Annotated in this window: 16 protein-coding genes and 1 tRNA gene; 9 read left to right on the forward strand and 8 right to left on the reverse strand. The window is 65.8% G+C overall.

Annotated features, from left to right (window positions below; all coding sequences use genetic code 11):
- Positions 1–24: 24 nt before the first annotated feature.
- The gene (locus FPL11_RS08455) at positions 25–375 is read right to left on the reverse strand and encodes a hypothetical protein (RefSeq protein ID WP_069133927.1); all 351 of its coding nucleotides are present in this window, start codon (positions 373–375) and stop codon (positions 25–27) included.
- A gap of 153 nt (positions 376–528) precedes the next feature.
- On the opposite strand from FPL11_RS08455, the gene FPL11_RS08460 reads away from it, so the two are divergent.
- Positions 529–1,455: a LysR substrate-binding domain-containing protein gene (locus FPL11_RS08460; protein ID WP_144348212.1), complete on the forward strand. Its 927-nt coding sequence runs from the start codon at positions 529–531 to the stop codon at positions 1,453–1,455.
- Positions 1,456–1,517: 62 nt separating this feature from the next.
- On the forward strand, positions 1,518–2,495 hold the full coding sequence (locus FPL11_RS08465; protein ID WP_144348213.1) for a transporter: 978 nt from the start codon (positions 1,518–1,520) through the stop codon (positions 2,493–2,495).
- A gap of 6 nt (positions 2,496–2,501) precedes the next feature.
- On the opposite strand, the gene FPL11_RS08470 is transcribed toward FPL11_RS08465, so the two are convergent.
- From FPL11_RS08470 to FPL11_RS08480, 3 genes are read right to left on the reverse strand one after another with little or no spacing between them, the layout of a single operon-like run.
- A complete protein-coding gene (locus FPL11_RS08470; RefSeq protein ID WP_144348214.1) occupies positions 2,502–3,098 on the reverse strand; it encodes a response regulator in 597 nt (198 codons plus the stop codon).
- Positions 3,095–4,927, reverse strand: coding sequence for a PhnD/SsuA/transferrin family substrate-binding protein (locus FPL11_RS08475; protein WP_159308489.1), 1,833 nt, complete (start codon positions 4,925–4,927; stop codon positions 3,095–3,097). The genes FPL11_RS08470 and FPL11_RS08475 overlap by 4 nt, the downstream gene beginning before the upstream one ends.
- Positions 4,899–5,939, reverse strand: a complete 1,041-nt coding sequence (locus FPL11_RS08480; RefSeq protein ID WP_144348216.1) for an NADP(H)-dependent aldo-keto reductase — start codon at positions 5,937–5,939, stop codon at positions 4,899–4,901. Before FPL11_RS08480 ends, FPL11_RS08475 begins: the two co-directional genes overlap by 29 nt.
- Before the next feature lie 221 nt (positions 5,940–6,160).
- On the opposite strand from FPL11_RS08480, the gene FPL11_RS08485 reads away from it, so the two are divergent.
- From FPL11_RS08485 to glcF, 3 genes are read left to right on the forward strand one after another with little or no spacing between them, the layout of a single operon-like run.
- On the forward strand, positions 6,161–7,660 hold the full coding sequence (locus FPL11_RS08485) for an FAD-linked oxidase C-terminal domain-containing protein (RefSeq protein ID WP_144348282.1): 1,500 nt from the start codon (positions 6,161–6,163) through the stop codon (positions 7,658–7,660).
- Positions 7,660–8,742 (forward strand): glycolate oxidase subunit GlcE, encoded by a 1,083-nt coding sequence (glcE, locus tag FPL11_RS08490; protein WP_144348217.1) that lies wholly within the window; start codon positions 7,660–7,662, stop codon positions 8,740–8,742. Before FPL11_RS08485 ends, glcE begins: the two co-directional genes overlap by 1 nt.
- A 2-nt stretch (positions 8,743–8,744) precedes the next feature.
- On the forward strand, positions 8,745–9,959 hold the full coding sequence (glcF, locus tag FPL11_RS08495) for a glycolate oxidase subunit GlcF (RefSeq protein WP_144348218.1): 1,215 nt from the start codon (positions 8,745–8,747) through the stop codon (positions 9,957–9,959).
- Positions 9,960–9,974: 15 nt separating this feature from the next.
- Here glcF and moeA read toward each other — a convergent pair whose 3' ends face one another.
- From moeA to yqeC, 3 genes are read right to left on the reverse strand one after another with little or no spacing between them, the layout of a single operon-like run.
- Complete coding sequence (moeA, locus tag FPL11_RS08500; protein WP_144348219.1) at positions 9,975–11,219, reverse strand: molybdopterin molybdotransferase MoeA; 1,245 nt, start codon at positions 11,217–11,219, stop codon at positions 9,975–9,977.
- Complete coding sequence (mobA, locus tag FPL11_RS08505; RefSeq protein ID WP_144348220.1) at positions 11,216–11,818, reverse strand: molybdenum cofactor guanylyltransferase MobA; 603 nt, start codon at positions 11,816–11,818, stop codon at positions 11,216–11,218. Before mobA ends, moeA begins: the two co-directional genes overlap by 4 nt.
- Positions 11,815–12,618, reverse strand: coding sequence for a selenium cofactor biosynthesis protein YqeC (yqeC, locus tag FPL11_RS08510; protein WP_159308488.1), 804 nt, complete (start codon positions 12,616–12,618; stop codon positions 11,815–11,817). Before yqeC ends, mobA begins: the two co-directional genes overlap by 4 nt.
- A 175-nt stretch (positions 12,619–12,793) precedes the next feature.
- Between yqeC and dsrO the strand changes: the two genes are divergently transcribed.
- The 3 genes from dsrO to FPL11_RS08525 are packed head-to-tail and all read left to right on the forward strand — an operon-like array spanning position 12,794 to position 17,728.
- Positions 12,794–13,558 carry a sulfate reduction electron transfer complex DsrMKJOP subunit DsrO gene (gene dsrO / locus FPL11_RS08515; RefSeq protein WP_069133934.1) on the forward strand — a complete coding sequence of 255 codons (765 nt, stop codon included), beginning with the start codon at positions 12,794–12,796 and terminating at the stop codon, positions 13,556–13,558.
- A complete protein-coding gene (gene nrfD, locus FPL11_RS08520) occupies positions 13,555–14,661 on the forward strand; it encodes an NrfD/PsrC family molybdoenzyme membrane anchor subunit (protein WP_144348222.1) in 1,107 nt (368 codons plus the stop codon). Before dsrO ends, nrfD begins: the two co-directional genes overlap by 4 nt.
- The gene (locus tag FPL11_RS08525) at positions 14,654–17,728 is read left to right on the forward strand and encodes a molybdopterin dinucleotide binding domain-containing protein (protein ID WP_144348223.1); all 3,075 of its coding nucleotides are present in this window, start codon (positions 14,654–14,656) and stop codon (positions 17,726–17,728) included. The genes nrfD and FPL11_RS08525 overlap by 8 nt, the downstream gene beginning before the upstream one ends.
- A 15-nt stretch (positions 17,729–17,743) precedes the next feature.
- On the opposite strand, the gene FPL11_RS08530 is transcribed toward FPL11_RS08525, so the two are convergent.
- A tRNA-Val gene (locus FPL11_RS08530) sits at positions 17,744–17,818 on the reverse strand.
- A 115-nt stretch (positions 17,819–17,933) separates the two neighbouring features.
- Between FPL11_RS08530 and gltX the strand changes: the two genes are divergently transcribed.
- Entirely contained in the window at positions 17,934–19,358 is a 1,425-nt protein-coding gene (gene gltX, locus FPL11_RS08535) for a glutamate--tRNA ligase (protein WP_144348224.1), read from the forward strand.
- The last annotated feature ends 14 nt before the right edge of the window (positions 19,359–19,372 follow it).

Here is a 19,372-nt window from a genome sequence, read left to right on the forward strand (position 1 = left end):
GTTTTGTCGACGATCGGGGGCGTCTTAGTGACGCGTGTCCTGCGCCCGTCGACGGAGCGCATGGGCCTCGGCGGGCGCGCCGCCCTGCCGGCTCAGCCGGATCTGGCCCAGCGGCTGGGAGTAGATCCGCGTGAGCTCGACCTCGCCCAGCGGGCGCCTGCCGGTGGCGCTGATCCCGATATCGGCCTTGAGGTGGTTGTCCAGCCGGGACGGATCGGCGGCGGCATGACGCCGACGGCCCCGCAGCCACTGGCCGATGGCCCGGGACAGACGCATCGGCGGCATGGCCGGCATGACGATCCCCGTGTTGTGTCCCTCAACCTGTTCACGGAGGTTGATGGAATGGTCGTGTCGATTGTTGCTATTGAACATCATCGGTGTCCTCCGTCGGGTTGATTGACCGCCATGGCAGTCAAGGATGTCGCCTCAGTGGACACAGTGTCCCCCGAGATATTTGTTCAGGCAAACGAATAAGAATAAACTCTGGGTTCAAATAAACTGATGCAAAACAGCGGATGGGAGATCAGGATGTCGACACCGACGTCACCCAACTCACCCCAGGGCCTGCCGCTTCTGGATATGGAAATCCTCCGGACCTTTCTGGCCATCTCGGAGACCGGGAGCTTTTCCCGGGCCGCGCAGCAGATCCACCGCACGCCCTCGGCGGTGAGCATGCAGATCAAGCGCCTTGAAGAGATGCTTGGACGCGCGCTGTTCGTGCGTGAGCCGCGTCAGGTCCATCTGACGCCGGAGGGCGAGACGATGCTCGGGTATGCCCGCCAGCTGCTGGAGATCAATGACGAGGCGGTCGGTCAGTTCCTGTCCCCCCAGGTGGGCGGAACGGTTCGGCTGGGGGCGCCGGATGACCTGGGGACACGGGTCCTGCCGGGCATCCTGTCACTGTTCAGCCGCAGCTACCCGGCGGTGCAGGTCAATGTGCGCGTGGGCCGGAGTCCGGATCTGATGCGCCGCTTGGATATCGGCGAACTTGATATCGCCTTGCTGGTGGCCGAGGCGGGCAACCGGCCGCATCGACTGGCCGAACCGATCTATCGCGAGCCACTGGTCTGGGCCGGGCGTGAGGGGGGCGTGGCCCTGCAGCGCACGCCGCTGCCGATTGCCGTGGCGGACCGCGGTTGCCCGTGGCGCCGCATGGCGCTGGAGTCGCTCACCCGCAGTGGGCATCGCTACCGCATTGCCTACACCTGCGAGCACACGGCCGCCCAGGAGGCGGCGACTGGCCAGGACATCGCCATTACCCCGCTCCCGAGGGGGTTGGTGCATGCCCCGCTGCGCGTCATCGAGGAAGACGAAGCGGGGCTCTCGCCACTGGGTGACTACGAAGTGCTGATGCTGCGCATGCCCGCCCGCGGGGCCGCCGTGGAGGCGCTCGCGGAGCACATCATGGATCATTTTTCGGGCACGCCGAACGCCGCTGCGGCAGCGGTCGTCTAGCCGACCAAAACTTGCTGATTGCGACGAATCCTGTCATTCATAAAGCAATGACGGGAAGCGGTATGTCGACGTTGGCAGGACAGGCATCGGGCGTCACCGGGCGGTGGCGGGTATGGCTCATTGGCTTGGTGTTGATCGCGGGCCTCGGGGTCCAGGCGGGTCGCGTGGACGCTCTGGATCTGGGACCACTCAGTGGCATCGCGCCGCCGGCGGGCGTGACCGGCCTGAGCCTTGAGGTCTCGGAACGGTCATTGTCCGGGCGCCTGGATGTCGGCGCGGGTATGAGTGTCGATGCCACCGTCGATCGACGCAGCGCCAATCTTCGCCTCGGTCAGGCCTTTGCGCTGGGGGATCGACCGGCCTATGTGTACGGCGAGATCCCTTTTGTCGACTATGACCTGAGTGGCGAGGCCGCCTCGCAGTTCGATCTTGACGGCGGTCACGGTGTCGGCGATGCCGCGCTGGCCCTGGCGGTATGGCCGCTGGCTGATCGGGTCGCCGGCCGCTTTCTGGGTGTTGCCGGGTATCTTATTGCCCCGACCGGCGAGTACAAGGTGGATCGCACACTGGGGGCCAACCTCAACCCGGGCAGTAATCGTTACGCCGGGATCCTGCAGGCCGGCTTTCATCAGCGTCTGCCAGTAGGATTCGAATGGAGCGTGGCGGCTGATGTAATGGCCTTCGGCGACAATGATGACTACATCGGCGATCGCGTGACGATAGGGTCCGAGGGACTGGTCCCAGCGCGTCCGGCGACGCTCGAGGTCAAGCCCTATCACAGCTATCAGACGTCGCTCGCCTGGCGTGGCCATCCGGCGGTGACCCTGGCCGCGAGCTATTACATCGACCGGGGCGCCGCATCCCGCGTTGACGGTGGCGACTGGAGGCCGTCGATCAATCGCGACCGATACGGCCTCTGGGGGCTTTTCGCCCTCACGCGCCAGACGCGGATCAATGTCAGCCTTAAACGGGTTGTCAGCGATCGCAGCGCCCTGTCACTGGATTCCGCGGTGCAGGTGCGACTGGTGCAGTTCTTCTAGCCGCAGTCAGGCTTCGAGGCGCTGCCAAATCGCGGCCAGTTCAGCACTGTTGGCTGCGCCCATTTTCTCGACCACCCGTGAGCGGTGGACCTCGACGGTGCGGACCGCGATATGCAGCGCCTCGGCGATTTCCCGGTTGGTCAGGCCCTCGCTGACCCAGCGGGCGATCTCGCGTTCCCGCTCACTGAGGGTCGCGGCGAGGTGACGGATCCGCCGATCGCCGGCGCACTGGCGGGCACGGGCGAAAGCCGAGTCCAGGGCGCGTTCCATGGCCCTGGCAGCAACCGGTTTCTGCAGAAAGTCCACGGCGCCGCGTTTCATCGATTCGACCGCCATGTCGATATCGCCATGACCGGTGAGGATGATGACGCCGAGGCAGGCGTCGGCGGCCTGCAGCTGCTCGTGGACGGCCCTGCCATCGATGCCCGGCAAGCGCATGTCGAGCAGTACGGCAGCGGGTTCGTCGAGATTGGCGCCGGCCAGAAAGTCCTCACCACTGCGCCAGTCAATGACCGCGAGCCCCAGGCCCTCGAGAAGATAACGGCAGGCTTCGGCCACCCCGGCATCGTCATCGACCAGATGGACGGCCAGCGTATCGCTCATTGCGATGCCTCCGCGCTTGGGATGCGCACGGTGATCTCCGCGCCGCCCCGGGCATGGTTGCCGACGCTGATGTCGCCACCCTGGCGCTGCAGCAGGCGGCGGGTGATCACCAGCCCCAACCCCATGCCCTGGGCGCGGGTGGTGTCGAGGGGCATGAACGGTCGCGCCAGTCGCTCGGGGCTGAAGCCCCCGGCGTTGTCACGGATCGTCAGCGTCACCTGGCCGGGGTCTGCGGCGCGACGCGCATCGATGTGGATCCAGCCGCATCGGTCAGCGGCCTCGAAGGCGTCGAGGCTATTGCCGATGAGGTTGCCAAGGACCTGCTCCATGGCCAGACGATTGCCGAGCACAGCCAGGTCATCGGGCTGGATGGAGCGATCGAGGGCGACATTCAGCCGTTTCAGCCGCGGCTGGGCCAGTGCCCGGACATGGTCGAGCAGGCCATGCAAAGGCAGGCGCTCCGGAGCCGGGGCGTCGCGCCGGATCCATTGCCGGGCCTGGTCGATGATGCCGGCGCCGCGATTGGCCTCATGGCCGATGCGTGACAGCGGCTCGAGAAGGGGGCTGTCGGGCGCTTCGCGCTGCAGGCGCAGGACACTGCCCTCGGCATAGTGACGGATGGCGGCAAGCGGCTGGTTGAGTTCGTGGGCAAGGGTGGTGGCCAGCTCGCCGGACACGTTCAGGCTCTGGGCATCGGCCAGTTCCCGTTCGCGCTCGCGCAGCGCCAGCTGCGTCGCCTCGAGGGCCCGCCCGTGGCGGCGGGCCTTGCGCTGCAGCCATGCGTGGTACATCAGCGCCATCGCGAGCAGCACGAGGGCCGCCACGCTGTAATGCCAGTAGCGCTGCAGGGCGTCCATCAGCCGCGTGGACAGGGGCTCGCCCAGCGGGTGGAGCGCCAGATCATCGAAGAGTGTCGCCACCCGGGCGGCCGAGACGGGCGCGCCCCAGCGCGCGGTATCCTCACCGTCCATCGCGAGCAGGCGGCGGGCCATATCGCCGGTCAGCGCCTCGCTGACATGCGGCAGGGCGGCAAATGTCCAGTCGGGATAGGCGGGCGTACTCGATACGCACCCGCCGAGGGGATCGTCCGTCGCAAGGGCACGAAAGTCATCGCGCCTGACGAGTCCCTCACTCACCATCCGCTCGAGCATGCACACGGGCATGATGGCCGCCTCGGCCTGTCCGTCACGAAGCTGATAGATTAGCGCATCCACCGGATAGCCCAGGAAGTCCACCGCAATCTCGTCGCTGTCCACGCCGGCGGCCTGCAGTTCGGGCCGCATCAGCAGATAGCCGCCAAAGGCGCGCTCGTGAACGGCCACGATGCGCTGCCCGGTCAGCTGCTCGGCGCGGCGGTAGGGGGACTCCGCCCGCACCCACAGGACCGAGCCAAGCGCTGCACGGGCCGAATTGGCGGGGTTGGAGCGCAGCGTCGCCAGCCAGCTCAGCGCATAGGGCGTGCCGAGCAGCACGAACTGCCCGGGATTGGTCAGGACAAAATCCACCTCGCCCTGCGCCACGGCCGCGGCGATGCCATCGAGTGTCATCGCACGGGCGGTGAGGGTGATCCGCGGGATGGCATCGTCAAGGGCGTCAAGGGTGGTCTGCCACTGCGCGAGGGTATGGGCCTCGCCGCGGGGGGCGAGGATGCCCACGGTGACATCGCCGGCATTGACACTGGCATGGCCGCCATCGCTGTCCGGGGCATGAGCCGCCGTAGCGGTGACCGGGCCGAGCAGGGCCATCAGGCCGCTGAGCAGTATGCCCGCGAGCCTGACCCGCCGCCCGGCCGGCAGCGCGCTAGGGGCAGGGGTTGGGCGCGTCGGCATGAATGGCTTCGATGGCGTCGAGGACCTCATCGCTCAGATTGACTTCGGCGCTGTCGATATCGTTCTCGAGCTGCTCGATCGTGGTGGCACCGATGATGTTGCTGGTCACGAACGGTCGGCCCGTCACCCATGCAAGCGCCATCTGCGCCGGGTCGAGACCATGCTCGCGGGCGAGCTGTACGTAGGCCTCGGTGGCGCGCACGCCGGGTGCCTTGGTGTAGCGCGTGAACCGGTCGAACAGCGTCAGCCGGGCATTCTCGGGCTGACCGTCGCCGAGGTATTTGCCACTGAGCACCCCGAACGCGAGGGGCGAGTAGGGCAGCAGGCCGACCTGTTCCCGGTGCGAGACCTCGGCCAGGCCCACCTCGTAGCTGCGGTTGAGCAGGTTATAGGGGTTCTGCACGCTGACCATGCGCGGCAGGCCATGGCGCTCGGCCAGTTCCAGGAATTTCATGGTGCCCCAGGCCGATTCGTTGGAGAGCCCCACATGACGGATTTTGCCGGCGGTGACCAGCGACTGCAGGGTCTCGAGGACCTCGAGCATCCCGTCCACGGGATCGGGTTCGTCGCCCCGCGGAGTGAATCCAAGTTTGCCAAAGAAGTTGCTGTTCCGCGCCGGCCAGTGCAGCTGGTAGAGGTCGATGACATCGGTGCCCAGGCGCTGCAGTGACTCGTCAACCGCCGTGCGCAGCTGCTCCGCGCTGTAGTCGCCCTTGCCATTGCGCACCGTGCTGAGTCCCGGCCCGGAGATCTTCGTGGCGATGACCAGGTCGTCCCGCCGGCCCCTTTTGGTCAGCCAGCGCCCGATCATGGTCTCGGTGTCGCCCTGGGTTTCGGTTTCGGGGGGAACGGGATACATCTCTGCGGTATCAATGAAGTTGATGCCGCGCTCGACCGCGTAGTCGAGTTGCGATGAGGCGTCCTGCTGGGTGTTCTGCTTGCCATAGGTCATGGTCCCCAGACACAGGGCGCTCACCTCGATGTCGGTATGGCCGAGTTTGCGGTATTCCACTCAATGACTCCTGTTGCACGGAAGTTGCCGATCAGCGGCTAGTCTGCCGGGGTGACCGGGGTCAGTCGACCCGTCGCTTCGGGGTTCGATAACCGATACCGGAGGCGCGGTGCTCGGACAGCCCATCATCCAGACACTCAACTTCCATGATGTATTTACTGGGCTTGAGGCAGGTGGGTTGCTGCGATAGTTTCGATGAAGTAATCGATGGAGGAGACGGCATGCCGGCCCACGCGTTGTTCCGCGACGAGGATTTGCGTTTTGATGTGGATGTCGATCCGCTTGTCCAATCGCTCCGGCAGGTCCTGCCGGCCGAGGGGTTGATCGTCCACGAGCAAGGGCGACGCGCGTATGAGTGCGATGGCCTTGCCCCCTATAAACAGCTGCCCCGTCTGGTGGTGATTCCCGAAACCATCGAACAGGTGCAGGTTGTGCTGAAACTGTGCCACGAATCTGGTGTACCGGTGGTCACCCGGGGCGCCGGGACAAGTCTTTCCGGGGGCTCGCTTCCGCACCCACAGGGTGTGCTGCTGGCCATGGGCAAATTCAATCGCATCAGCGAAATCGACGCGCAGCGGCGGATTGCCCGCGTTGATCCGGGCGTTCGTAACTTGGCGATTACCGAGGCGGCCGCGCCCTACGGGCTTTACTACGCGCCGGATCCCTCCTCGCAGATTGCCTGTTCCATCGGTGGCAATGTGGGCGAGAACGCCGGCGGCGTGCACTGCCTGAAATACGGCCTGACTGTTCACAATGTCCTCGCGGTCAAGGTAGTCACCATAGAAGGCGAGATAACCACCATCGGATCTGACTGCCTGGACAGCCCTGGGCTTGATCTGCTCGCGCTCATGCATGGCTCGGAGGGCATGCTTGGCGTCATTGTTGAGGTGACCGTCAAACTGCTGCCCAACCCATTGACCAAACAGGTGCTGATGGCCTCGTTTGCTGATGTCGGATCCGGTGGACATGCGGTGGCCGGGTTGATTGGTCGGGGGATTATCCCGGGCGGGCTGGAGATGATGGATGGTGCAGCCATCCAGGCGGCGGAGGATTTCGTCCAGGCCGGTTACGACACCGATGCCGCTGCGATCCTTATCTGCGAGCTGGATGGCAGTGAGGCAGAAGTCGCCGATCAGATGAAGGCCGTGGATGAATGCCTTCGTGAGCACGGTGCCACCCGTATCCAGGTGGCAGCCGATCACCAGGAGAAGGCGCGCTTCTGGGCCGGGCGCAAGGCGGCGTTCCCGGCCGTTGGCCGGATTTCGCCGGATTATTACTGCATGGACGGCACCATCCCTCGCAACCAGCTCGCGTACGTGCTGCAACGCATCAGCGAAATCAGCGCGGCCGAGGCGCTGGAGACGGTCAATGTCTTTCATGCGGGCGACGGGAATCTCCATCCGCTGATCCTGTTTGACGGGAACCAGCCGGGGCAGCTGGAGGCGGCCGAGCGCGCGGGTAGTGCCATCCTCCAGCTCTGCGTCGAGGTTGGCGGTACTGTGACCGGTGAGCACGGCGTTGGCATGGAGAAAATCAACGAGATGTGCGTGCAGTTCGCTAGCGCTGAAATCGAGCAGTTCCACGGCATCAAGGCCGCCTTCGATGAAAAGGGGCTGCTCAATCCCGGTAAGGCAATCCCCACCCTCAACCGTTGCGCCGAATTTGGCCATCTGCACGTACACAACGGCAAGCTGCCCCATCCTGAGCTGGAGCGGTTCTGATGGCGGACACCGATCAGACCGAGGCGCTTCGAGCGCGAGTCGCGGCGGCTGCCGAGCAGGGCGAGCCGCTCTCGATCGTCGGTGGAGGAAGCAAGCATTTCTACGGCGGTCCGGTGCAGGGCAGTGCGTTGGATGTAAGCGGGCATCGCGGGATCGTGAGCTACGAGCCCACGGAGCTGGTCCTGACAGCGCGGGCGGGTACGCCGATTACCGAGATAGAAGACGCGCTGGCAGCGCAGGGGCAACGGCTGATTTTTGAGCCCCCTCAGTTCAGCGCCGGCGCCACGCTGGGCGGTGTGGTGGCGGCCGGACTCGCCGGGCCGCGGCGTCCCTATGGCGGCGCCGTCCGAGACATGGTGTTGGGCCTGCGGTTGATCAATGGCCGTGGCGAGTTGATGCGGTTCGGCGGCGAGGTCATGAAAAACGTGGCGGGCTACGACGTGGCACGGCTCAATGCCGGTGCTCTCGGGACCCTCGGTGTGATTACCGAGGTCTCGCTCAAAGTGCTTCCGTCGCCGGCAGCCCGGGCGACCGTGGCGATGGAGGCCGCTCCCACCCAGTGCCATGAATTGAGCGAGGGCTGGCTTCGCGACGGTCGGCCCCTGAGCGGGCTGGTGCACGACGGCGAACGCCTCTACGCCCGTTTTGAGGGTGCGGCCTCGGCGGTGGATGACGCAGTGTCCGCCATGGAGGGTGAAGCCCTGGAGCCGGCCAGCGCAGATGCCTTATGGCAGTCCATTCGTGACCACGGCCATGCGTTTTTCGCGCAGGGCGAAGCACCGCTTTGGCGTATCGCTCTGCCGCCGGCGTCAGATCTGACGGGGTTCGGTGATCAGCTGCTCATCGACTGGTCCGGTCAGCAGGTGTGGTTGCGCGGTTATCCGGCGCCGGCAACCCTGCGCGCTCGGGCCGCCGCCGAGGGCGGTAGCGCAACGTTATTCCGTGGGCGAATCGAGGGCGTCGATGCGTTCCCGGCGCTCGATCGTGTCCAGAGCCGCCTGCACCACAACATGAAAAAGGCCTTCGATCCCCAGGGCATTCTCAACCCGGGCCGACTCTATCCCGACGCGGAGATTTGCTGAGCATGCAGACGCATTTGGCTGACTTCATCAAGGAAACCGCCGCTGGTCAGGAGGCGGACGATATACTGCGTAAGTGCACGCACTGCGGATTCTGCCTGGCGAACTGCCCGACCTACCGCCTGCTCGGTGACGAACTGGATAGCCCCCGCGGTCGGATTTATCAGATCAAACAGGTTTTGGAAGGCGAAACGCCTACGGAGAGCATTCAGTTGCATCTCGATCGCTGCCTGACCTGTCGGGCCTGCGAGACGACCTGCCCCTCCGGTGTCGAGTATGGCCGTCTCGCCGATCTGGGACGCGAGATCGTCGAAGAGCAAGTGCCGCGGCGGGGATTGCAGCGATGGATGCGGGTCGGTCTTCGCAGCGTTTTGCCCCGGCCACGGCTTTTTGGCGCCTTGCTTGCCGCGGGGCGCATGGCTCGGCCACTGGTCCCCAGCCCGCTGCGTAAGAAAATCCGTCCCCGCCGCCCGGCGCCCGCTTGGCCGGCGACCGCAACCCATGACCGGTTTGTGCTCATGCTCGAGGGCTGTGTCCAGCCGGCCCTGGAGCCGCCCATCAACCCGCAGACGGCGCGGCTGATGGATGGTCTGGGCATCGGCGTCAAACGGACCACGCAGGTCAGCTGCTGCGGGGCGATTCACCAGCATCTGGGCGCGGGCGAAGCGGCCAAGGACCGCATCCGGTCCAACATTGATGCCTGGTGGCCGCACATAGAAGCCGGTGCGGAGGCGATTGTCGTTAATGCCAGTGGTTGTGGGGCCCAGGTGAAAGACTACGGTCACCTCCTCGCTGATGATCCGGTGTATGCGGAGCGGGCGGCGCGGGTCGCCGCACTGGCGATCGATCCCATCGAACTGCTCGAGCGTCACGCCCACCAACTCGCGCCGGCGGACGATGCGCCACGGCGGGTGGCCTTCCAGACGCCCTGCACGCTCCAGCACGCGCAAAGACTCAATGGTCGGGTTGATGCGCTCATGGCGCGCATTGGCTTTGACATGACGCCGGTGCCGGATGCGCAGATCTGTTGTGGCTCCGCCGGGACCTACTCGGTGCTGCAGCCAAAAATGGCCGATCAGCTTCGAACCCAGAAACTCGACAACCTGAATACCGGATCGCCCGAAGTGATCGCCACCGCCAATATCGGATGCCTGGCGCACCTGGACGAGACATCGGAGATTCCGGTGCGGCACTGGCTGGAGCTGATCAGGGTTGCCTGAGCCGACCGGGCGGGTCTAGATGAGAAGGGGAGATGTAAACGGCTCGACCTCAACGACCTCTCCGGCCTCCACCGGGCCGCGCTCGGCGGGCAGCACGATAAAGCAGTCCGCCTCGCTCATCGAGCGCAGAATGCCCGAGCCCTGATGACCAACGCTGACCACCTCGAGCTCGCCATCCGTGCCCTCGACGAGTCGCCCGCGCTGGAAATCCTGCCGGCCGGGGGTCTTTCCGAGGGGGCTCCGAGTCGTCATGCGCATGCGACGGGCGGGACGTTGTGCCTCACCCGCCAGACGCTGTAGCGCCGGCGTGATCAGTTGCGTAAATGTGGTCATGACCGATACCGGATTGCCGGGCAGGCCGAAGTACCAGGCCGCGTCGAAGCGCCCGACGGTGACGGGTCGGCCGGGCTTCATGGCGATGCTGCGAAAAAGCAGCTCACCGTGCTGTCCGAGCAGCGAGGGGAGATGGTCGGTATCGCCTACCGAGACACCGCCGGAGGTCACGATCGCGTCAGCGTCGCGCGCACCCTGGCGCAGGGCGCCGGCCAGGGTTTCGGGATCATCCCGGATCGTGCCCAGATCCAGTACCTCGACGCCGAGTTGCGTGAGCATGCCGTACAGGCTGTAGCGATTACTGTCGTAGATCTCACCCGGGCCAAGGGGCTCACCGACGCCGCGCAGCTCATCGCCGGTGGAGAAGAACGCGACGCGCAACGGCCGCTTGACGTTGAGCTCAGCCTGACCGGTGGAAGCAATCACCCCCAGATCCGCCGCCGTGAGCCGTCGCCCCGCCTCGAGGATGCAGTCACCGGCCTGCAGGTCTTCGCCGGCCCGTCGGATGTTGTTGCCCGCCGGCGGCCACGGTTCGGGGGTGATGGCATCGCCATCACGGCTGACGCGCTCCTGCATGACCACCGCATCGGCGCCGGCGGGTACCACCGCCCCGGTCATGATGCGCACACACTCGCCCGCACCGAGTGTGCCGGTGTAGGGATGGCCGGCGGCGGCCGTGCCAACCTGTTGCAGCGGGACGTGCCCGGCATCGGCATGCCGGAGCGCATAGCCGTCGACCGCGGAGTTATCGTGAGCCGGCACTGAAACGGCCGTGCGCAGGGGCTCGGCCAGTATCCGCCCGAGTGCCGCGCGCAGGGCGACCCGGTGGTAACCACTGATCGGTTCGATGGCGGTGACAAGGTCGTGGACGGCGGCGCTCAGGGAGCGGTCGGATCCATGGGGGTTGCCGTGAGTGGGTGAGGTCATTGGTCTTCCTGTTGCCGGCCGGGCAGTCGCGCCGCCATCGCGGCGTGCTGCTCGGGTGTGTTCACGTTATCGAAGGCATCGCGGTGATCCGAGAAGTCGACGATGCGGGTGTCAAGGGTGGCATACCACGCATGAAGCCGTCGGTCACCCTGCGCCATGAATCCCTTGAGCGGGTGGGCGACACCGGCGCTCAGCAAGCCATGAGCCGGTTGCAGCCGCCGGCCATCATGGGCGATGGCAGCTGAGTGGCCATCGATCTCCGCGGCCAGCCGCCGGGGCAGTGCGGCGGGAATGGCGGGGGTGTCGCAGGGCACGGTCAGCAGCCACGGGTTACGACAGGCCGCCAGGCCGGCGGCAAGGCCCGCCAGGGGGCCGGCGGTCCCGGTGTCATCATCACCGATCACCGGATAGCCGAACGATCGGTATGCCTCGACATTGCGGTTGGCGTTGACGATCACGGCACTCACCCATGGGGCGACTGCCTCGATCACCCAGGCAATCATCGGCCGCCCGGCGAGGGGGATCAGTCCCTTGTCCCGGCCCCCCATTCGGGTCGCGCGGCCGCCGGCAAGGATGACCGCCGTCACGGGAAGCGTCATGGCTCGCCATCGGCGCGTGTCTGCCCCGGATCAATGACCTCGATGACCGGTTGGGCGGCGGTCATGGCGGTCAGTACCACCCGGTCGGGTGCGCAACGACCGGCGAGTGCGGCCTCGGCCGCCCGCCGCGCCGCGTCGAGTCGGTCGGTGTCATCCACCTGGTTGATCACCGCAATCAGTCGGGCCGTGCCGACATGCTGGCAGGCGCCGGCCGGCTCACTCAGCAGTCGGCCAATGTGTTCCGGCGTGATCACCTGACCCACCGAAAGATCGAGTAACGCCGCGAGCTCGGGCACGCGGTGGGCCAGCGAGGCATCCAGTGGCCTGCCGATCACGCTGGCCCCGACCAGAAACAGCACGCGGCGACAGCCGGGCACCAGCGCAGGCTCGTGGGCCCGGGGCGCCTTGATGCTGCGCATTCGTGCGCCATCGGCCTTGACCAGTGTCGTATGGAAACCCGCGCGGGCATGCACAGCGGCGATCACTCCGGGAGGGACGCCGGCATGGCGATCAGGCTTTGCGCCCGGGCAGGCGAACACCACCCGGCGGGCGGTGCGCGCCGCTGCCGGCACATCGTCGGTCAGCTGCTCCGCCGTGGCCACGCACCCGGCGTCGACCAGTGACGGGGGCACGGGCGTGAGTGCGGTGGTCGCCGTCACTCCGACGCGGCCGCCAAGCTGCTCGAGCAGGCGATTCAGGGTGGTCTTCTTGCCGCCGGCCCCGACTGCACAGACGATGCCGTCGCCTACCTCAAGGGCATCGGGCAATGCCGGGGGCGGGCCTTTATCGCAGGCCTGCATCGTCACTCCTTTGCGGGTCGCTGCGCTGATCATAGCGACCCCGATTCCTGCCGGCGGCCGCGATGTCGCTCTGACTTGCTGCAGATCAATTTTATGGGCCTTGTGTGGTTTTCCACAATTCGCGGCGGTGCGGCGAACGCCGACAGTGGGGACAACGCTACAACGGAGTCCCGCAATGGATGTATCGCGCCGGCAATTTCTTGGCAAGGCCGCGGCAGTCACCGCCGGTGTTGCCGTGATGCCCCTCTCGGAGGTCGAGGCCGGCCTCAACGATCAACCCCCGCGGCGTGGCGGCGATCCCGGCAAGCGCTACGGCATGGCCATCGACCTGCGGCGCTGCATCGGCTGTCAGGCCTGCACGGTGAGCTGCTCGATCGAGAACCAGCCACCGGTGGGTCAGTTCCGCACCATCGTCCATCAGTACGAAGTCACGGATAACGCCTCCGAGGAAACGGCGGCGGTGATGCTGCCGCGCCTCTGCAACCAGTGTGACAACCCACCCTGCGTGCCGGTCTGCCCGGTCCAGGCGACCTGGCAGCGCAAGGACGGCATCGTGGTGGTGGACAGCGATCAGTGCGTGGGCTGTGGCTACTGCGTGCAGGCCTGCCCCTACGACGCGCGATTCATCAATCACGAAACGCAGGTGGCCGATAAGTGCAACTTCTGCGTGCACCGGCTGGAGGCCGGACTGCTGCCGGCCTGCGTCGAGAGCTGTGTCGGCGGTGCGCGCATCATCGGCGATCTCAACGACCCCGACAGCCATATCAATCGGGTGCTCAGCGAGAACTACGACGACGTCAAGGTGCTCAAGCCCGAACTCGATACCCGACCGCATGTGTTCTACATCGGCATGACCGACGCTTTCATAGAGCGCATCCAGGGCGAGAGTGGCCTGTGGTTCGATTCCGAGCACGGCGGCGTCATGGGGGCCGTGTCATGAACATCGCCGAAATCATCGTCCCGCAGCAGGAAGTCGCCTGGCTGCCCTGGGCGGTGCAGTACTTTTTCCTTGTCGGGATGGCCGCAACGGCGGCGATCCTGGTCGCCGTCGGCGAGTTTGTCCGCGGCGGCCGCTGGCAGCGTCTTCAGGCCCCGGCGCTGGTCGTCGCGATCTCCACGGGCGTGATCGCGCCCATCGCGCTGCTGGCGGATCTGCATCAACCCGGGCGGTTCTATCACTTCTACACCGACATCACGCCCTGGTCGTGGATGTCTCTGGGTGCGCTGATCCTGCCGGTGTTCATGACCGGCCTGCTCGGCTACTGGGTGCTCTGGCAGCGCGCGGTGTTCAAGGCCGAGGGTGCGCCGCGCTGGCTCGCGCTGTGGGCGGCCGGTAACTGGTCGGGACAGGCGCTGCGGCCATGGATTGCCGGCGTGATGCTCATTGGCGCTCTGGGGATCCTGCTCTATACCGGCTCCGAGGTGATGATCGTCAAGGCGAGGGCGCTCTGGCACACCGAATGGATGATCGTCAATCTGGCCCTCACCGCCTTCATGGCGAGCCTCGCCGCCATTGTCTTTACCCAGGCGCGGATCCTCGCCGCGACGCCGGGCGATCAGCGTCTCACCGTACGGCTTTTCGTGCTGGCGCTGATCGCCACCGGCGTCGGTGCGGTTGGCTGGGCGGTGACGGGCTGGATCAGTGGCTCGGTGTCATTCCAGGCCTTTCTGCGCCTCGTCGAGCAGTTCGCCTACTGGCGGATCGTGTTTGCCCTGTCGGTGGCCGTGGGCGGCGGGCTGCTGCTGGCGGCGCTGTGGATGCTGCGTACGCCCAGGGGGATCGCGCGGGCATGGTGGCTGGCGCCACTCGCACTGCTGGCCGCATGGTCATTCCGCTGGGCCGTGTTGATGGACGTTCAGAGCGTGCCGAAATACGGAGCAGGGCTCTATCCCTATCATTTACCGCTGGGCAGCGACGGGCTGCTCGGCATTCTGGGTGTATTCGGTCTATGGCTTGCGGTGTTGATGATCCTGCCGGGAATCATCGCCAATTGCGGCGCCGTCCACCCCAACCCATCAATGCGTGAGGTGGCTCATGGATAAGAATCGTCGCAACCTGCTGAAAGGGGGCGTCGCCGCCGGCGGGCTTGGAGTGTTCGGTGCGGGCTATGTCGGGCCGGTCAAAAAGGCCACCGAGGGGCTACTGAGCGGCAGCGCCGGCGAGCCGACCACCGACCGGATCACCGGCAATGCGCTGACTCCGGAATTTCATATCGACGCCGATACCGGCGAGCTGACGCCGGCTGACGGCCAGGTCGTCAGCCTCACCCAATGCCTGGGTTGCTGGACTCAGTGCGGTATCCGGGCTCGGGTGGACACGGTCAACAACCGGGTCCTGCGGATCGCGGGCAACCCCTATCATCCCCTGTCCCACGAAAATCCGCGGCCGTACGCCGATTCGGTCCGTGCGGCCTACACCGGGCTTGGTGGTGACGCGGGGATCGACGGCCGATCGGCCGCCTGCGCGCGTGGCGCGGCGATGCTCGAGCTGCTCGACAATCCCCAGCGCATCACCCAGCCGATGAAACGGGTCGGCCCGCGGGGCGCGGGCGAGTGGCAGACAATCAGCTTTGAGCAGCTGATCGAGGAAGTCACCGAAGGCGGCGATCTGTTCGGCGAGGGGGCGGTCGATGGACTGCGGGCCATTCATGACACCGAAACGCTTATGGATCCCGAGAACCCTGAGTACGGGCCGGTGGCCAACCGGCTGCTGGTCACCGACGCCGGCCCCGACGGCCGCCGCGATCTGGTCAAGCGATTCACCTTCAATGCCTTCGGGACCCGCAACTTCGGCCATCACGGTTCGTACTGCGGCCTTGGCTATCGCGTTGGTTCGGGCGCGCTGTTCGACGACATGAAAGGCTTCACCCATGCCAAGCCGGACTGGGATCACGCCCGGTTCGTGATCTTCATGGGCACGGCGCCGGCGCATGCCGGCAACCCTTACAAGCAGCAGGGCCGTCAGCTGGCAAGCGCCCGCACCGACCGGCGGTTTGAATACGTGGTGGTGGCGCCGTCGCTGCCCAATTCTTCGAGTCTCGCGACCCGCAGCAATAACAACTGGGTACCGATCCGTCCGGCCGGTGATTCGGCAATGGCGATGGCCATGATCCGCTGGATCATCGATCACGAGCGCTATGACCATGCCTACCTGTCCCAGCCGGGGCCCGCGGCCCGCGACGCCGCCGGCGAGCCCAGCTGGAGCAACGCCACTCACCTGGTCGTGAGTACTGAGGAGCATGAACTGACCGGCCGCATCCTGCGTGGTCGGGACCTGGGCTGGACGGACAATGCCGATGACTCGGTGGTGATCGATGCTGAGGCGGACGTGTGGATGGCCCATACGGCACCGCGGCCGGCGGCGTTGTTCGTGACCCGCGAGGTGACGCTCGCTGATGGCAGCCGCGTGACGGTCAAATCGGCGATGCAACGCCTGACCGAGGAGGCAAGGCGTCTGTCGCTGGCGGAGTACAGCGCCGAGTGCGACGTCCCCGAGGCCACCATCGAGGCGCTGGCGCGCAAGTTCACCAGCCACGGCAAAAAGGCGGTCATCAACACCCATGGCGGCGTGATGAACGGCAGTGCCTTCTACACCTCCTACGCCATCGTCATGCTCAACGCCATGGTGGGTAACCTAAATGCTCCGGGAGGAACCTTCGTCAAGGGCCAGCCGTTCACCAATACCGGTGCCGGCGAGCGCTATGACATGGCCAACTTCCCCGGCAAGGTCGGCCCGCAAGGGATCTTTCTATCGCGCAGCCGTACGACTTACGAGGCGAGCAGCGAGTATCAGCGCAAAGTCGCCGCCGGGCGCAACCCCTATCCCGCGAAGGCCCCATGGTATCCGGTGTCCCCGCCGCTATTCACCGAACATCTGTGCTCGGCGCTCGAGGGCTACCCCTATCAGGCAAAGATCTGGATCAACCACATGGGGAATCCGATCTACGGCCAGGCCGGGTTGCGCAAGGCGATCGATGAGCGCCTCAAGGATCCCTCCCGCATCGGCCTGATCATCGGTATTGAGCCGTTCATCAACGAGACCAACGCCTACGCCGATTACCTGGTGCCGGATCTGGTGACCTACGAGGGCTGGGGTTTTTCCAAGGCCTGGGCGGGCGTCAAGCAGCGCATGATCAGCGCACGCTGGCCGATTGTCGAACCGCGCGTTGGCAAGACCCCGGACGGCGAGCCGCTCAGCATGGAGGCCTTCCTGATTGCCGTCTCGAAACGCCTGGGGCTGCCCGGTTTTGGCGACAGGGCCATTCCCGATGCCGAGGGCAATCTACACCCGCTCAACAGTGCGGCGGACTGGTATCTGCGTGGCGCCGCCAATGTGGCCTGGGACGGCGGGGCCGTCGCCGAGGCCGCCGAGGACGACATGCGTCTGACTGGCGTCGAGCGGATCGCCGGGACACTCCAGTCGCATCTCAAGCCCGAGGAGTGGCGCCGGGTGGCCTATGTCTTCTGCCGCGGCGGACGCTTTGGCGAGGCGCCGGCCAAGGATGCGGGCCCGGTGACCCACTGGGACCGCCCGGCCACGGTGTGGAACGAAACGGTTGGCAGCCAGCGCCACTCACTGAGTGGTGAGTACTTCACGGGCTGCCCCACCTTCCATCCGCCACGTTTCGCCGATGGCTCGCGCGTCGAGCGCCATTATCCGGTCGATCACTGGCCTCTGCGGTTGACCTCGTACAAGTCGCACCTCCAGAGCCCGCACTCGATTGCCGCTTCGCGACTCCGCCAGATCCATCCCTACAATCCGGTGGGAATCAATACGCGGGATGCTCAGGCAGCCGGTATCGACACCGGCGACCGGGTGCGGGTGGTGACCCCCGGAGGATCGGTTGAAGGCGTCGCGATGCTGCGTGACGGCGTCAAGCGTGGCGCGGTGGCCATCGAGCATGGTTATGGGCATCGCGAACTGGGTGCGCGCACGCACACCATCGACGGCAAGGCATTGCCCGGGGACGAGGCCATCGGCGCCGGCGTCAATCTCAATGATCTGGGGCTGGTGGATCCGACGCACAGCTCGGGCAATGCCTGGCTGGACTGGGTGACGGGTGCTTCGGTGCGCCAGGCGCTGCCGGCTCGGATCGAGCGGGTCGCCTGAGGAAGGGATGCGGGTTGGTGGGCGGTGCTGGGATCGAACCAGCGACCCCTGCCGTGTGAAGGCAGTGCTCTCCCGCTGAGCTAACCGCCCAACAGCTTGAGAGTTTAGGAATCAGCCGGGGGGCTGTCAATCGCTGATGACGCCCACTGGCCCGTGACCCCGGTCACTCGCTAGACTGGTGTCTTTCCAGACAGCGAAGGCCGATATGTCCGTCACCACTCGTTTTGCCCCCAGTCCCACCGGTTATCTCCACATCGGCGGCGCCCGCACGGCGCTTTTCTGCTGGCTCTACGCCCGTCGGCATGGCGGCCGTTTTGTGCTGCGGGTCGAGGATACCGACCGTGAGCGTTCAACGCCCGAGGCCATTAACGCCATCCTCGAGGGCATGAGCTGGCTGGGCATAGATTATGACGAGGGGCCGCTCTACCAGACCGAGCGTTTCGCGCGCTATGGCGAAGTGATCGATCGCATGCTCGAGGAGGGCACCGCCTATCGCTGCTACTGCTCGCGGGAGCGCCTCGACCAGCTGCGTGCCGATCAGCAGGCGCGCAAGGTTAAGCCCCGCTACGACGGCCGATGCCGGCATCTGACCGAGCGCCCCGCGGATGCCGAGGGCGATCCGGTCATCCGCTTTCGTCAGCCCCATGAAGGGCACACCGTGGTCGACGATCAGGTCAAGGGCCGGGTGGCATTCGACAATGCCGAGCTCGATGATCTGATCATCGCCCGCGCGGATGGCTCACCCACCTACAATTTCGTCGTGGTGGTGGATGATATGGACATGGGCATCAGCCATGTCATTCGTGGCGATGATCACCTCAACAACAGCGCGCGTCAGGCGAATATCCTCAAGGCGCTGGGGGTCGAGCCGCCGGTCTACGCGCATGTGCCAATGATCCTTGATGCGCAGGGCAAAAAGCTCTCCAAGCGCACCGGGGCGGCCAGTGTCATGGAGTATCGTGATGCCGGCTATCTGCCCGAGGCGGTGATCAACTATCTGGTCCGCCTGGGCTGGGCCCATGGCGATCAGGAGGTATTCACGCTCGACGAGCTGATTGAGTATTTCGACATCGGCGAGATCAATCACTCCGCCTCGAGCCTCAACCCCTCGAAACTGGACTGGCTCAACCAGCATTACCTTAAGACGCTGCCGCCGGCGCATGTCGCACGCCACTTTGCGTGGCATCTGGGTGCGCTGGGGATTGATCCCGGTGCCGCCGACGCGCCGAACATCGAAGCGGTGGTATCAGCCCAGGCCGAGCGCAGCAAAACGCTGGTCGAGATGGCCGAGAACAGCCGGTTTCTCTATACCGAACCGCAGGCGTACGACGAAAAGGCGGCGCGCAAGCACCTGCTCGGCGCCGGTGATGTGCTTGACGCATTGACCAACGCGTTGGCGGAAGTGGAGCACTGGAAGGCCGACGCCATTCATCAGGCGATAACCGGCGTTGCCGAGGAGCAGGGGCTGAAGATGGGCAAGGTGGCCCAGCCCCTTCGGGTGGCGGTGTCCGGCGGTCCGGTATCGCCGCCCATCGATATCACGCTGGAACTGTTGGGGCGCGAGGCCGTCCTGCGGCGTCTTGTCCGTGCCCGCGAGTGGGTGGACCAGCCGGAGCTGGATCGGCATTGACACGTGGCGCGTGT

Origin of the sequence: Spiribacter aquaticus, assembly GCF_007625215.1 — a bacterium.
Classification (GTDB): Bacteria; Pseudomonadota; Gammaproteobacteria; order Nitrococcales; family Nitrococcaceae; genus Spiribacter; species Spiribacter roseus.

Bases quoted from the DNA above. Each gene is read 5' to 3' on its own strand.
- glcE (WP_144348217.1), top strand. From the start codon at position 7,660: ATGGCGGACACCGATCAGACCGAGGCGCTTCGAGCGCGAGTCGCGGCG.
- FPL11_RS08475 (WP_159308489.1), bottom strand. From the start codon at position 4,927: ATGCCGACGCGCCCAACCCCTGCCCCTAGCGCGCTGCCGGCCGGGCGG.
- glcF (WP_144348218.1), top strand. From the start codon at position 8,745: ATGCAGACGCATTTGGCTGACTTCATCAAGGAAACCGCCGCTGGTCAG.
- FPL11_RS08485 (WP_144348282.1), top strand. From the start codon at position 6,161: ATGCCGGCCCACGCGTTGTTCCGCGACGAGGATTTGCGTTTTGATGTG.
- FPL11_RS08460 (WP_144348212.1), top strand. From the start codon at position 529: ATGTCGACACCGACGTCACCCAACTCACCCCAGGGCCTGCCGCTTCTG.
- FPL11_RS08470 (WP_144348214.1), bottom strand. From the start codon at position 3,098: ATGAGCGATACGCTGGCCGTCCATCTGGTCGATGACGATGCCGGGGTG.
- mobA (WP_144348220.1), bottom strand. From the start codon at position 11,818: ATGACGCTTCCCGTGACGGCGGTCATCCTTGCCGGCGGCCGCGCGACC.
- FPL11_RS08455 (WP_069133927.1), bottom strand. From the start codon at position 375: ATGATGTTCAATAGCAACAATCGACACGACCATTCCATCAACCTCCGT.
- FPL11_RS08525 (WP_144348223.1), top strand. From the start codon at position 14,654: ATGGATAAGAATCGTCGCAACCTGCTGAAAGGGGGCGTCGCCGCCGGC.
- dsrO (WP_069133934.1), top strand. From the start codon at position 12,794: ATGGATGTATCGCGCCGGCAATTTCTTGGCAAGGCCGCGGCAGTCACC.
- gltX (WP_144348224.1), top strand. From the start codon at position 17,934: ATGTCCGTCACCACTCGTTTTGCCCCCAGTCCCACCGGTTATCTCCAC.
- FPL11_RS08465 (WP_144348213.1), top strand. From the start codon at position 1,518: ATGTCGACGTTGGCAGGACAGGCATCGGGCGTCACCGGGCGGTGGCGG.
- nrfD (WP_144348222.1), top strand. From the start codon at position 13,555: ATGAACATCGCCGAAATCATCGTCCCGCAGCAGGAAGTCGCCTGGCTG.
- moeA (WP_144348219.1), bottom strand. From the start codon at position 11,219: ATGACCTCACCCACTCACGGCAACCCCCATGGATCCGACCGCTCCCTG.
- yqeC (WP_159308488.1), bottom strand. From the start codon at position 12,618: ATGCAGGCCTGCGATAAAGGCCCGCCCCCGGCATTGCCCGATGCCCTT.